The 14,997-nt window shown below is 33.8% G+C and carries 10 protein-coding genes; 8 read left to right on the plus strand and 2 right to left on the minus strand.

The window, feature by feature from the left end:
* The first annotated feature begins 23 nt into the window (after positions 1-23).
* From ABD730_RS05630 to ABD730_RS05650, 5 genes are all read left to right on the plus strand, one after another.
* Complete coding sequence (locus ABD730_RS05630; RefSeq protein WP_215928271.1) at positions 24-446, plus strand: SufE family protein; 423 nt, start codon at positions 24-26, stop codon at positions 444-446.
* Between the two features lie 68 nt (positions 447-514).
* Positions 515-841, plus strand: a complete 327-nt coding sequence (locus tag ABD730_RS05635; protein WP_215928272.1) for an iron-sulfur cluster assembly protein — start codon at positions 515-517, stop codon at positions 839-841.
* A 13-nt stretch (positions 842-854) separates the two neighbouring features.
* The gene (locus tag ABD730_RS05640) at positions 855-2,690 is read left to right on the plus strand and encodes an ABC transporter ATP-binding protein (RefSeq protein WP_344713142.1); all 1,836 of its coding nucleotides are present in this window, start codon (positions 855-857) and stop codon (positions 2,688-2,690) included.
* Between the two features lie 18 nt (positions 2,691-2,708).
* On the plus strand, positions 2,709-3,215 hold the full coding sequence (locus tag ABD730_RS05645; RefSeq protein ID WP_344713144.1) for a DUF2480 family protein: 507 nt from the start codon (positions 2,709-2,711) through the stop codon (positions 3,213-3,215).
* 143 nt (positions 3,216-3,358) lie between these two features.
* Positions 3,359-4,270, plus strand: coding sequence for a DUF3078 domain-containing protein (locus ABD730_RS05650; RefSeq protein WP_344713146.1), 912 nt, complete (start codon positions 3,359-3,361; stop codon positions 4,268-4,270).
* Positions 4,271-4,337: 67 nt separating this feature from the next.
* Here ABD730_RS05650 and ABD730_RS05655 read toward each other — a convergent pair whose 3' ends face one another.
* Entirely contained in the window at positions 4,338-6,608 is a 2,271-nt protein-coding gene (locus tag ABD730_RS05655) for a penicillin-binding protein 1A (RefSeq protein ID WP_344713148.1), read from the minus strand.
* 15 nt (positions 6,609-6,623) lie between these two features.
* Positions 6,624-7,835: a GTPase HflX gene (hflX, locus tag ABD730_RS05660; protein ID WP_334468385.1), complete on the minus strand. Its 1,212-nt coding sequence runs from the start codon at positions 7,833-7,835 to the stop codon at positions 6,624-6,626.
* 62 nt (positions 7,836-7,897) lie between these two features.
* Between hflX and ABD730_RS05665 the strand changes: the two genes are divergently transcribed.
* The 3 genes from ABD730_RS05665 to ABD730_RS05675 form a co-directional block, all read left to right on the plus strand.
* Entirely contained in the window at positions 7,898-8,848 is a 951-nt protein-coding gene (locus ABD730_RS05665; protein ID WP_344713150.1) for an endonuclease/exonuclease/phosphatase family protein, read from the plus strand.
* A 224-nt stretch (positions 8,849-9,072) separates the two neighbouring features.
* The gene (locus tag ABD730_RS05670) at positions 9,073-14,511 is read left to right on the plus strand and encodes a fibronectin type III domain-containing protein (protein WP_344713152.1); all 5,439 of its coding nucleotides are present in this window, start codon (positions 9,073-9,075) and stop codon (positions 14,509-14,511) included.
* A gap of 116 nt (positions 14,512-14,627) precedes the next feature.
* Positions 14,628-14,997, plus strand: a 370-nt coding sequence (locus ABD730_RS05675; RefSeq protein ID WP_425583503.1) for a type IX secretion system membrane protein PorP/SprF, incomplete at its 3' end; no start/stop codon positions are given.

Consider the following 14,997-nt stretch of genomic DNA (forward strand, 5'->3'; position numbering starts at 1 on the left):
ATTTTGCACAAAAGAATGAGACTATGACTATTGAAGAAGTACAAAATGAAATTATAGATGAGTTTTCTATGTTTGAAGATTGGGAAGAACGCTACCAATACATGATTGACCTAGGAAAAGACTTGCCTTTAATTGATGAAAAATACAAAACTGAAGACAACATAATAAAAGGTTGCCAAAGTAAAGTATGGGTTCATGCTAATTTAGAAGGTGATAAGATAAACTTTACAGCAGATAGTGATGCTATTATTACAAAAGGCATTATTGCAATATTAATTAGAGCTTTTTCTAATCAGCATCCTACAGCTATTATTGAAGCCAACACTGATTTTATTGATAAAATAGGATTAAAAGAGCATTTATCACCAACTAGAGCCAATGGCTTAGTGAGCATGATAAAACAACTAAAATTGTATGCTATTGCGTACCAAACACAATTAAATTAAGTGGGTTACTACTGAGTCCTTTTACAGGTACAATTAACACACCTATTTAACAACAAAACAACTAAATTATGAGCGACACAACTATAGATACTGCAATGTTAGGCGAAAAAATACTAAGGGTTATAAAAACGATTTACGATCCTGAAATCCCTGTAGACATCTACGAATTAGGATTAATCTACGACGTTTTTGTAAACGAAGATTTAGAAGTAAAAATTCTAATGACCTTAACAACACCTAACTGTCCTGTAGCAGAAACATTACCTTTAGAGGTTGAAGAAAAAGTAAAATCTATCAACGAAGTTAAAAATGCCGAAGTAGAAATCACTTTTGATCCACCTTGGTCTCAAGACTTAATGAGCGAAGAAGCGAAGTTAGAACTTGGGATGCTTTAACCTAAATTTCTAAATGCCAAGACACAAACCCACATCATTAAAAGACGATCAAAAAACAAACATTAAATCGTCTTTTAATGCTTTAATCTATATTCCTCGATTTTTCAAAGAAATTTGGAAAGTTAACAAAAGCCTCTTCTTATTATCCGCTTTTTGTAGGCTTATTGGCGCCTTACTTCCTGTTGTTATTTTATGGATTGGTAAATTAATTATTGATGAAATTATTTTACAAATTTCACTTGATAATCCAGAATATTACACACTGTGGACCTATGTTGCCGTTGAGTTTGGCTTAATTATTCTTTCAGATTTAATAAGTAGAGCTATTTCATTAACTGATGGTTTACTTGGTGACGAATATAATATTGCAACTTCTGTCACCATCATAAAAAAAACCAATCAAATTAACATTAGTTTACTCGAAGACTCAGAGTTTTACGATAAACTAGAACGTGCCAGAACGCAAACTACAGGTAGAGTTGCGTTAATGTCTAACGTACTTGGACAAGCACAAAGCGCCATTTCCATCACCACACTTATCGCTGGTTTAATTTATTTTGAACCTTACCTAATTATTCTTCTTGTTTTAAGTATAATTCCTTCGTTTATAAACGAAGTACGCTATAGCCAACGACAATATTCTTTGGCTCGAAGCTGGACTTCTGAACGACGCGAATTGGATTATTTACGTTTTATTGGGGCAAACGACAAAACCGCTAAAGAAATTAAACTTTTTGGCTTAACTGATTTTGTGGTCAATCGCTTTAAAAACCTTTCTGAAGAGTATTACCAACTCAACAAAACATTAGCCATTAAACGATCTGCTTTAGGGTTTCTGTTTAATGTATTAGGCTCTTTAAGTTATTATGGAGCTTATGTATTTATTATTTATCGTGTGCTATCGGGAGCAATAACACTTGGTGAATTAACATTTTTATCCGGTTCTTTTAATCGCTTAATGCGAAACCTTCAAGATTTCTTTTCAAAATTTACTCGAATTTCAGAAAGCGCCTTATACCTTAAAGATTATTTTGATTTTATAGACATTTCAATTGTTTCAAAAGCAAAAGAGAATATGCCGCTGCCAAAGCATATTACTAAAGGCTTTGAGTTTAAAGATGTCCATTTTGCGTATCCTAATTCTGAAGTAGAAATTTTAAAAGGCATAAGTTTTAATCTTAAAGCTGGCGAAAAATTAGCTTTTGTTGGTCAGAATGGCGCAGGAAAAACGACGTTAATAAAACTACTATTACGATTCTACGAACCTACATCAGGTAAAATTCTATTGGATGGCATCAATATTAACCGCTTTAATATTGCCGAATATCAAGAATATTTTGGTGTTATATTTCAGGATTTCTTTAGATATGAATTTACAGTGAGAGAAAATATAGCTATTGGAAATATTGACGAATTAGAAAACCAATCTAAAATTGAAAATGCCGCAGAATTAAGTTTGGCCAACGATGTTGTTGCCGAGTTAAAACATGGCTACAATCAGCAATTAGGAAAGCGATTTTCTAACGGTCAGGAATTATCTGGAGGACAATGGCAAAAAGTGGCTTTAGCAAGGGCATATATGAAAAATGCTGAAGTTATGATTCTGGACGAACCCACGTCTGCATTAGACGCTAGAGCAGAAAGTGAAGTATTTGGACGTTTTATAGGTTTAACAGAAGGCAAAACAAGTATTATTATTTCACATCGTTTTAGCACTGTTCGCCAAGCCAACAGAATCTTAGTCCTAGAACACGGAAAAGTATTAGAAATAGGCACACACGAAGAACTTATGACGAATAAAAACTTGTATTCTGAATTGTTCTCACTACAAGCCGAAGGCTATCAGTAAAATAATTACCTTTACAATATGGCAGAAGAGATTATTAATAGAGTTGCTAATAGCAAATTAAAAGTCGTTGACCTAGAGGATTACTACCCAAAAGGCAATCGTATTCTTTTTGATATTAAAGATTGGCTACTAGAAGGTTTGGTGCTTAGAGAAAAAGAGTTTAGAATCTTTGTTGCAGAACATGATTGGTCGCAGTACCAAGATTGTTATGTCGCTCTGCATTGTTCAACAGACGCTATTGTACCTGACTGGGCTTATATGTTAATTTCAATAGAACTACAACCCTATTCTAAATTATCAATTATAGGTACCTTAGAAAACTTAGAATCTATTTTGTATAGTGAAATCATTTCTAATTTAGAGGTTTCAGAATTTAAAGATGCACCTGTAATTATAAAGGGATGCTCACATAAACCAGTGCCTTCAAATGCTTTAGTACTACTTTCACAAAAATTAAAACCTATAGCTAAATCTATTATGTTTGGTGAAGCTTGTTCTTCTGTTCCATTATTCAAAAAAAAATAAGTATTTTAATGTGACTTTTATTAAGTATGAGTGTCTTAATAATAGGGGTTTTATCGAAAATAAATATAACCAAAAATCAATAAACCCTATATTTGCAAATTCAAATTTTTAAAACAATTATTACTTAATAAATTTAATCCATTATGAACAAGAAATTATTTCTTTCCCTTATCCTATTGTTTGCTGTAACTACTATCACTTTTGCACAAACAAAAGAAGAATTACAAACGCAAAAAGCTGAAAAACAAGCTGAAGCAGATAAATTTCAAAGCGAAGCTAATGCTTTACAAGCGCAAATAGATGCTTTACCAGGTTGGAGAGTTGGTGCTTTTGGTACTATTGGTGGAAACCTATCTAACTTTAACGATTGGTATTCTCAAGGTGCACCAAATAATATAACAGGAAATATTGGAATCACTTTTAATGCTTACGCGAATAAAATTGAAGACAAATATTTTTGGAGAAACTCGCTTAACACTAACCTTGCCTGGGTAAAATTAGATAACAAAGACACAGAAGATGATAGCGATAATTTTGAACCTACATCAGATGTTTTTAATATTTCATCATTGTACGGTCGTAAATTAAACGAAAAATGGGCTATTTCTGGTTTAGCAGAATACAGAACTACACTTTTAGACAACTTTAATGATCCTGGATTTTTAGATCTTGGTGTTGGTGCTACTTGGACTCCTATTAATAATCTAATAGTAGTAATTCACCCTCTAAACTACAACTTTGTATTTGCTGATAATGATGCTGCTTTTGAATCTTCTGCAGGTGCTAAGATTGTGGCTGATTATACTAGACAAATTGGAGCTATTAACTTTAAATCTAACTTCTCTACATTCCAAAGTTACAAAGATAGCGACTTATCTAACTTTACTTGGACTAACTCATTTAGCTACACACTATGGAAAATGATTGGTGTTGGTTTTGACTTTGCCTTAAGAAGCAACAAACAAGAAGCAGCTAATTACCAAGCTGTAGACTTAAAAGATGCTGATAATAAACTACAATCGTATTATACAGTTGGTTTAAGCTACAAGTTTTAAGACTAAAAAAATATAAATTAAAAAACCTGTTTAGATTTAAATCTAGACAGGTTTTTTTTTTATTCTTCTAATTAAACGTTTTCTTTTTCTCTTTCTTCTTAAACAAGCGTTTAATAAAATTGTCCCGTTTTGTAGATTCACAATTCAAATCATCTAAAACTTGTTGTGATGGTTTTTCGAAACTCGCATTAGTGACGGACTTAAAATTACTATCTGCATTTAGCTTTTGATAAAATTTAGCAAATATTGGTAAAGCTGAATTAGCTCCTTGTCCCAATGCTGTGGACTTAAATCCTATAGAATGGTTATCGTTACCAACCCAAGTAACTGTTACCAAGTTTGGTGTTAAACCAACAAACCAGCCATCTTTATTATCTTGGGTGGTTCCTGTTTTTCCAGCAATTTCATTTCTTAATCCATACACGGTTCTCAATCTAGAAGCTGTGCCTTTATTAACCGTAGATTTCATCATTTCTAAAAGTACTTGCCTAGTATAATCGCTATAAGCTTCTTTTTGAGATATTTCTGGTTCAAATGCAGCTATAACGTTTCCAAATTGATCTTCAATTTTAGTGATATAATAAGGGCTTACCGCTTTACCTTTGTTTAAATAACTTGCGTAAGCACCTGTTAAATCCTTCAAACTAATCTCTGCAACACCTAAGGCTAAAGAAGGTTCATTTGGTAGTTCTTTTGAAATACCTAATTTTTCAACTTGTTTTAAAACCTTTGGAATACCAACGTTTTCTAAAACCTTAACAGAAATAGTATTAACAGAATTGCTTAATGCCTTTTCTAAAGTGTAATTTATATAAGGATCTTCATCAGAATGACCAGAATTACTCGGTGTCCAGTTATCATAATTTGTATAAGTGACTTTATTTAATGAAAAATAAGTACATGGATCTAAGCCATTTTCTATAGCAGCTGTATAGACAAAAGGTTTAAACGTAGAGCCTACTTGACGTTCACTTTGTGAAATATGATCGTATTTAAAATACCTGTAATCTATACCGCCAATGTAAGTTCTAACTGCACCTGTACTTGGCTCTACAGACAACATTCCTGTGTTTAAAAACTTCAGATAATGCTTTAAACTATCCACTGCAGATGATGTTTTAATAGTATCTCCTTTCCAACTAAATAAATCAATAGGCTTTTTAATCTGCAATGAATCTTTTATTTGGGCATCGGTTAAACCATTCTCCTTATAAATCTTCACTTGAGGCAACTTTTTAATAGCACTTTCTATCAAGTTTTTATTGGTTTCCCAAGGTGCGTTTTTCCCATAAGATTTTTCAAAATCTGCCTGAAGCGTACTGATATGCTCTTTCATAGCAGCTTCTGCCAATGCTTGCATTTTGTAATCTAAAGTCGTGTAAACAATTAATCCATCCTTATAAAGGTTATATTTTTCTCCTTCTGACGTTTTTAAAGTGTCTAAAATAGATTCTAATTGCTTTTTTACTTCGGCTCTAAAATAAGGAGCTAAACCCAAATCGTGATTAAAGGAACGGTACTCTAATTTTAAGCCTTGATTTGAATAGTATTTTAACGAATCTTGCGACAGGTAATTATAATTTACCATCTGACTTAACACCACATTCCTTCTACCTTTACAGCGTTCTGGATGTAGTCTCGGATTGTAATACGTATTTGCTTTTAAAGTACCAACCAAAGTAGCAGCTTCATTTATAGAAATATCCTGTACTGATTTGTTGAAAAATTTACGTGACGCACTTTCTATACCATAAGTATTATCAGAAAAAGGAACCGTATTAAGGTATAACGTTAATATTTCTTCTTTAGAATAAACTTCTTCTATGCGTTTTGCAACTATAGACTCTTTAAACTTATTAATAAGCATACTAAAGAAAGCATAATTCTTTCTACCATAAAGATTTTTTGCCAATTGAAGTGTTATGGTACTTCCGCCTCCTGCTGACTTATCTTGAAGAATTAAATTCTTTACAAATACGCGCATTAAACTAATATTATCAATGCCATCATGCTCGTAAAACCTAGAGTCTTCAGTGGCTATTAATGCCTCAATAAGATGCTTTGGAACATCTTCATACTTTACGGGCTGCCTATCATAGATATAATATTTACCTATTAATTTCTGGTCTTTATCTAAAAGTTGTGTGGCTTGTTCTTGCTTTATAGAACCGACGTCTTTTAATGTTGGCAGTTTTCCAAATAATCCTGCATATATGCTCATGTAAAGCCCAAAAAGAAATACCAAAACAACAGCTACTATTAGAGCTATCCATTTTATCCATTTATTTTTTAATGCTTTTTTTATCCCAGTTTTAAAACGTGGCAGAAAAAAACTCATATATAAGGAATATTTTTAGTCTATATCTTCAACGTCTGGATATAGGAAATGATTGTATGGAAAACGTGTGACATGAATTTCTCTTACTTCTTTATAAACCCGTTTTCTAAATTCTTCCATATTCTCTTTGTTTAAAGCAGAAATAAATAAGGCATTATCACCAACTCTAGACATCCATGTCTTTTTCCATTCTTCAATCGTATAGTTAGCTTTAGTGCGCTCATCAACTAAATTATCATCATCAAAAGGTTCTGCCTCATAAGCATCAATTTTATTAAAGACCATAATAGTTGGCTTGTCTTTACTTTCAATTTCGTCTAAAATCTGATTTACAGAATCAATGTGCTCTTCAAAATTAGAATGAGAAATATCTACAACATGAAGCAATAAATCTGCTTCTCTAACTTCATCCAACGTACTTTTAAAGGAATCTACGAGTTGCGTCGGTAATTTTCTAATAAAACCAACCGTATCACTAACTAAAAAAGGAAGGTTTCCAATAACCACTTTTCTAACCGTAGTATCTAGGGTCGCAAATAGTTTATTTTCTGCAAATACATCACTTTTACTAATTACGTTCATCAACGTAGATTTACCCACATTTGTGTATCCAACTAAAGCCACACGGACCATTTTCCCTCGATTACCTCGCTGAACGGCCATTTGTTTATCAATCGTTTTTATTTTAGCTTTAAGTAAGGCTATTTTATCACGTACAATACGTCTATCTGTTTCTATTTCTGTTTCACCTGGCCCACGCATTCCTATACCACCTTTTTGTCTTTCAAGGTGCGTCCACATACCTTTTAATCTTGGTAGTAAATATTCGCATTGTGCTAATTCTACTTGCGTTCTTGCATAACTGGTTTGTGCACGTTGCGCAAAAATATCCAAGATTAAATTGGTTCTGTCTAGAATCTTACAGTTAAGAATTTTACTGATGTTACGTTCTTGCGCTGGCGATAATTCGTCATCAAAAATTACAGTTCCAATATCATTTGCTTCTACAAACTGCCTTACATCCTCCATCTTACCTGTACCTATAAACGTTTTAGGGTTTGGCAATGCCATTTTTTGGGTGTAGCGTTTTATAACTTCACCACCAGCCGTAAAGGTTAAAAATTCCAACTCGTCTAAATATTCTTTAGACTTCTCTTCATCTTGATTTTGAGTTATTACACCAATAAGTACAACCTTCTCTAAAGCAATATCTTTTTTCTCTATCATAAGTACAAAGTTAAGCAAATGGATTATTCTTAATAATATTTTAAAAACCTATATTTATTGCCATGAACAATAATTCTGAAATTTACACAATAGCATTCTATAATGTTGAAAATTTATTCGACACAACTAACGACCCATTAATTCATGACAATGATTTCTTACCCAACTCATTAAAACGATGGACTCCAAAACGTTATCAAAAAAAAATTTTAAAACTTGGAACCGTAATTTCTAAAATAGGTGAAGAAAATACAACAAATGCACCAATTATTGTTGGTTTGGCCGAAGTAGAAAACCAAAAGGTACTTTCAGACTTAGTAAATAGCAAAAATTTAGTTGATGAAAATTACAGCTTTGTGCATTTCGACTCTTTAGATGAAAGAGGGATTGATGTGGCTCTACTATATAAACCTGATGTTTTTAAAGTTGACTACTCTGAAACCTTTTCGGTTTATCTTCAAAACGATATGGGATACCAAGACTATACTAGAGACATTCTACTTGTAAAAGGCCAACTAAATAATGAAAACATCAGCATTATAGTTAACCATTGGTCTTCACGCAGAGAAGGCACTAAAGAAACCGAATTTAAACGTATAGCAGCAGCAAAAGTCGTAAATTCTGTTATTGAAACACTAAAAAAAGAAGACCCAAACACCAAAATTATTGTTATGGGAGATTTTAATGATAATCCAAATTGCAAAAGTCTGATATTACTAGAAGAAGAAAGTAAGCTTTACAACCCTTTTAAAACAGTTTGGTCTCGAGATAACGGCAGTTTAAATCACAGGTTTCAGTGGAATTTATTTGATCAAATTTTATTCTCAACCAATTTCTTTGACACCAATAATTCTAACTTAGATTTTAAAGACGCACAAGTATTTAATAGTAAGTTTCTTACTCAATACGAAGGCAAGTACAAAGGACAACCATTTCGGACTTTTGTAGGTAACAAATATAAAGGAGGTTACAGCGATCATTTCCCTATTTATATTCAATTAAAGCCTTCATAAAAAATAGCTAAACCATTTATCGATTATTACGGTAGTTAATCTATTATACCATTGTTAACATCTTGTTAATAGCCATTTTTTATATATTCGAGTTCGCATAGTTTAAAACGTCCAACCAACGTCAACAATGCACAATTACAACACATTATTTTAGAAACACAGCAAAGCCTTCCATAACCCAGTGGTTATAAGGTCATTAAATAATTTTAATAAACCTATTAATAATGAAAAAAAGTACTTTACTACTATTTGCACTTTTCACTATACTTTTTCAAGTTAATGCACAAGTGACTATAGGAGCTGGTAATTTGCAGACTGAGAATGCGCCTTTTGAGCCGTATTTTGGGTATTCTTATGCGCAAACTATCTATTTGGCTTCTGAAATTAATGCTAGTGGAACTATCACTGATATCCAATGGTATTATAGTGGAACTTCTGCTTTACCATCTAGTCAAGATTTAACAATCTATATGGCGGAAGTTGCGAAAACAGAATTTACATCAACAACAGACTGGGAACCCATAGCTTCTTTTACAGAGGTATATGCTGGAGGTATTACTGTTACAGCCGGAACAGAAGGTTGGGTAACACTAACATTAAACACTCCATTTAATTATACTGGTACAGGAAATTTAATAATTGCAACAAAAGAAAACTCTGCGGGTTATGATGAATTTGGTGATGACTTCTACAACTCTCAAGTCACTACTAACAGAACAATATCTTATTATGGCGATTTTACAAATCCAGATCCTGCAGATCCGCCAACGGCTAGTAATATTGATAGTACAATTCCAAATATTATTTTAGGTGGAATTACTCAGGCTTGTCCAAACCCTTCTGACATAAGTGTTACAGGTGTAACAGCAAATGAAGCTGTAGTATCATGGACTGAAAATGGAACATCAACCATTTGGAATATTGAAATTGTTGAATCTGGAACTGCCCCTACTGGCACACCAACGGCGACCAATGTACCAAACCCTTATTCCGTAACTGGTTTAAATGCTGTTACTGGTTATGATATATACATTCAATCGGATTGTGGCACTGAACAGAGTGCTTTCTCTGGACCTGTGACATTCACTACTTTGTGTGACATCTTTATTCCAGATTACATGCAAGACTTTACAACCATTATTCCTGATTGTTGGGAGGTGGCTAGTGAAGGTGACCCAACCTCTGGTCCAACCGATTTTGGTAATAGTTCATGGAATTCAGATAACTTTCTTAATAATGGTACCCCTTCTTATAATATAAATGTATACGGTTCAGCTTTTGCTAGTTTCAATGATTGGATTATAACACCTCAATTTGATTTAACTGGAGGTCCTTTTCAAGTAGAATTTGATTTTGGAATTACAGAATGGCTTAGTTCTACTGTAGCAGGAACATTAGGTTCTGATGATACTGTACAATTATTGATATCAAATGATAATGGAGTAACATGGGTTAACTTATTAACCTATGACAATACATCTGTTATTCCTATTGCGGGTGTACACCCAGTAATTAATTTAACAGCTTATAGTGGTCAAATAGTACAATTTGCAATATATGCCACTAGTGGAACTGTAGTTGATTCAGCTGATAATGATATTTTTGTAGATAACTTCCAAGTAAGAAACATACCTACATGTCCTGAGCCTCAAGACATAAACGTAACAGGTATTACTTCAAATGAAGCTGAGTTTTCTTGGACGGAAGGCGGAACAGCTACAAATTGGAATATAGAAATTGTACCTACAGGTACAGCACCAACAGGTACTCCTACAGAAATGAATGTTTCTAACCCATATGTAGTTACTGGATTAGATGCTATTACAACTTACGATTTTTATGTACAAGCCGCATGTGGACCTGGCGATGACAGTTCTTGGACTGGTCCTCTAACGTTCGCAACCTTATGTGATGTTTTTGTACCAGACTATTTACAAGATTTCACAACAATTACACCAGATTGTTGGGATGTAGCTGATAATGGTGATCCTACAACGGGCCCTACAGATTTAGGGAACAGTTCATGGGTTGCTGATGAGTTTTTAAATATAGGTGCCGATGATGGTGCTTACAAAATAAATCTGTTTTTTAATAATAAGAGCGACTGGCTTATTTCTCCTCTTTTTGATTTAACAGGCGGTCCGTTTCAAGTAGAATTTGATTTTGCAATAACGGATTGGAATAGCAGTTCTAACCCTGGAACATTAGGATCTGATGATTTAGTTCAATTATTAATGACTAATGATGGTGGAGCAACTTGGATTACACTTGTAACTTATGATAGTACATCTGTTGTTCCTATTACTGGCGCTCATCCAGTTGTTAATTTAACAGCGTATAGTGGTCAAACTGTTCAGTTCGCAATTTACGCTACAGATGGATCAATAGATGATTTGGGTGTAGATGTAGACGTTTTTGTAGATAACTTTCAAGTAAGAAATATCCCTTCATGTCCAGAACCATCAGATTTATCTGCAAACAACTTAAGTTTAACATCTACTGAAGTTGCTTGGGTAGAAAATGGTACAGCAACATCTTGGAATATCGAATATGGTGAGCAAGGCTTTGCATTAGGAACTGGGACAACTGAAACAGGTGTAACAACCAACCCTTTTACACTAACAAGCTTAACACCTGACACCTACTATGAGTTTTACGTACAAGCCATATGTGGTCCTGGCGATGAAAGTTCTTGGACTGGTCCTTTAGAGTTCTTTACTGGGTATTGTGAATCTGTTCCATCTAGTAATGATGGTGATGGTATAAATAATGTAACTGTTGGGGTTACAACTTTCCCTAGTGCTGGAGACTTAACGTATGAAAATTTCACATCTACGGTAGTGAATGTTTTTCAAGGTTTAGATACTACAGTAGAGATTGAATTTGACCATGGATTTACATATGACACTAATATCTGGATAGATTTTAATGATAATTTAGTTTTTGAAGATACAGAACTAGTTTTCCAAGGGGCAAGTGATGGTATTGGCGATCCTCAACTATATGATGCATCTTTTATAATGCCTTTAACAGCTCCAATAGGAGAACACAGAATGCGTATTGCTGGCGCTGACTTTGGTCAATTAGTACCTGACCCTTGTTATACTGGTACTTGGGGTATTACTTTAGATTTTACAGTAAATGTTCAAGAATTATTATGTACTCTTGCCGAAGCAGATTACACTACAGTTCCAGATTGTGCAAATGATCAATTTTATATTGATGTAAATATTACAGACTTAGGTGATGCTACATCATTAGAAATTTCTAATGATTATGATAACACAACGGAACAGGCATTTGCTGTAGACACTTATCAAGTCGGTCCTTTCCCATTTGGAAATGCAGTAAAAATATTTGTAACTAATGAGCAAGACACTAATTGTGTTATTAGCAGTGATATATACAATGTTTTAGCATGTCCACCAGTTAACGATGATTGTGTAGGTGCTATTGAAGCTGTTGTAAATGCTGGGGAATCTTGTAATCAAGTAAATTCAGGTACCATTTTAGCAGCAACTCCATCTGGCGTACCAGGCGCAAGTTGTGGAGGAACACCAAATGATGATGTTTGGTTTCAATTTACAGCATTAGGAGAGCAGCAAATTATTGAAATACAAAACGTAGTTGGAGGAACATTTAATATAGACCATGCTGTATACGAAGGTTCTTGTGGTACTCTTACTGAATTGTATTGTTCTGCTGACGACTTTAGTATAACACCAGCTTTAACCCCTGGAGAAACATACTACATTAGAATTTTCTCTGCTGGATCTAGTCCTGAAACAAGCACATTTGACCTTTGTATCGGAACAATAGGAGTACCAACATATTGTTTAGACGCATTACCTATCTGTGCTGACCCAGATATTGAATACGAAAGTGTTGTTGGTGACCAAACAGCACCACCATACCTAGATTACGATTGTTTAGGTTCTCAGCCAGATCCACAATGGAATACTATTAATTTTGATGATCCAGGAGACTATGTATTTACTTTAGAACAAACAAATGCTGCTGGTACTGGTTTAGATATTGACTTTATAGTATGGGGACCTTTTGTAGACCAACAAGGTGGCTGTGTAGAGTTATTACCAGAAACAATAGCCGACTGTAGTTTTTCTGCTGTTTCCTCTGAAACAATTACACTTACAGATGTACCTGCAAACTCTGTATATGTTCTTTTAATAACTAACTACTCTCAACAATCTGGTACTTATACTTTTGTACAAGATTCTGGCCCTACAGATGGAACAAATTGTGACGTAGTTTGTGATGTAACATTAAACTTAGAAGGAGCACCTGTTGATGACAGTATAGAAGATGTAACTCAAATAGACGAAGTATTTAGTTATTGTGGTTATGATACTGGTGTGCTTTTAGAAGCTACAACGGTTTACAATGTTGATTCTTATTTATGGTATTATAATGGTTTTCCAATAGAAAATTATGATGAACCAACATTAACAGCAACTGAATCTGGTACATACCAAGTTCAAGTATTAGGCGGTATATGTGATCAAAGTTTAACTTACTTCTCTGCTTACATTCAAATTAATTTTTACGACGATGCAGATCCTGTTTCACCTCAAAACATTACAGTATGTGATGGACCTGAAGCAGATGGATCTGAGTCATTCAATTTAGATGATTTAACAGCATCTCTAAACCTAGATGGTTTTACAGTAACTTATTATACAGATGTTAATGATGCCAATCAAGGTATAAATGCAATAACATCAACTAGTGACTATGTATCATCTGGAGAAACTCTTATTATAAGAATACAAGATACTGACGCTGCTAATGATCCTGATTTAGTTGGATGCTTTGATTTATCTCAAGTAGATTTAGTTGTTAACGAAAGACCTACAATTAATCAACCAGCACCATTAGCTGTCTGTGATGATATGGATGGCAACATCGATGGTACAACAGAGTTTGATTTAACATCTATCAGTAGTGAGGTTACAACTGATCCAAATATAGTCGTAACATATCATACATCTCAAGAAGATGCTAATGATGGCATAGGTGATGTAACTAGTGCAACATACTCTAGCAATGGTGAAACACTTTATATTAGAGCAGAAAACTCTACAACAGGATGTTATGACACTACAACATTTGAAATTGAAGTAAATATGCCACCAATGGCTGAGTTTGACCCTCTAACTGTTTATGAGGTATGTCCTAATGCTACTGTACCAATTTCAATTAATGTTGTACCAGATAATTTCACCGATTCTGATGTTTCAGTTAGTTGGACCTTAGATGGTAGTCCATTTACAGGAAACAGCCTAACATTAAACAATGTATTGGTTGCTGGTACATACGAAGCAACAATCACATTTAATAACAGTGGATGTTCTATTTCTATAGAAACAACGGTTGTAGAATTAGAGTCTTGTATATTCCCTGAAGGTATTTCACCTAATCAAGATGGAATGAATGATTCTTTTAACTTAAGCAGTTTTAATGTTACCAAACTCGAAATATTTAATAGAAACGGTACATTGGTATATTCTAAAGACAACTATGTTGATGAATGGGTAGGACAAACCAATGATGGTGATGAGTTGCCTGTAGGGACTTACTTCTATACTGTAGTTTACGAAGGTGGTGCAAAATCAAAAAGTGCTTGGGTATACATTAACAGATAATCAACTAACAGAATCAACTTTATATAATGAAAAAACTCTCTATTATAGCGGTTTTGCTTTTAGCATTTCAGATGCATGGGCAACAAGACCCTCAGTACACACAGTACATGTATAATATGAATATAGTAAACCCTGCTTATGCAGGTTCAAGAGAAAATCTTTCTTTTGGACTACTATACAGAAACCAATGGACTAAAATTGAAGGTGGCCCTGANGTTATTGCAGATAATATTGGTCCTGTTAAAGAAACTAATGCTTATGTAGATGTCTCATACACCTTAAACTTAGGCGGCGAACACCGTTTAGCTTTTGGTGTAAAAGCAGGAGCTACATTCCATGACATTGATTTATCAAATGGAAACGTTGCTGTGATAGACACTAACGATCCTTTCTTTGGATTTGGTATTAATGAAACAACACCAAATATTGGTGCTGGTTTCTTTTACTACACTGAAAAATATTATTTATCATTATCTGTACCTAACT

This window comes from Winogradskyella damuponensis (assembly GCF_039538385.1).
GTDB classification, from domain to species: domain Bacteria; phylum Bacteroidota; class Bacteroidia; order Flavobacteriales; family Flavobacteriaceae; genus Winogradskyella; species Winogradskyella damuponensis.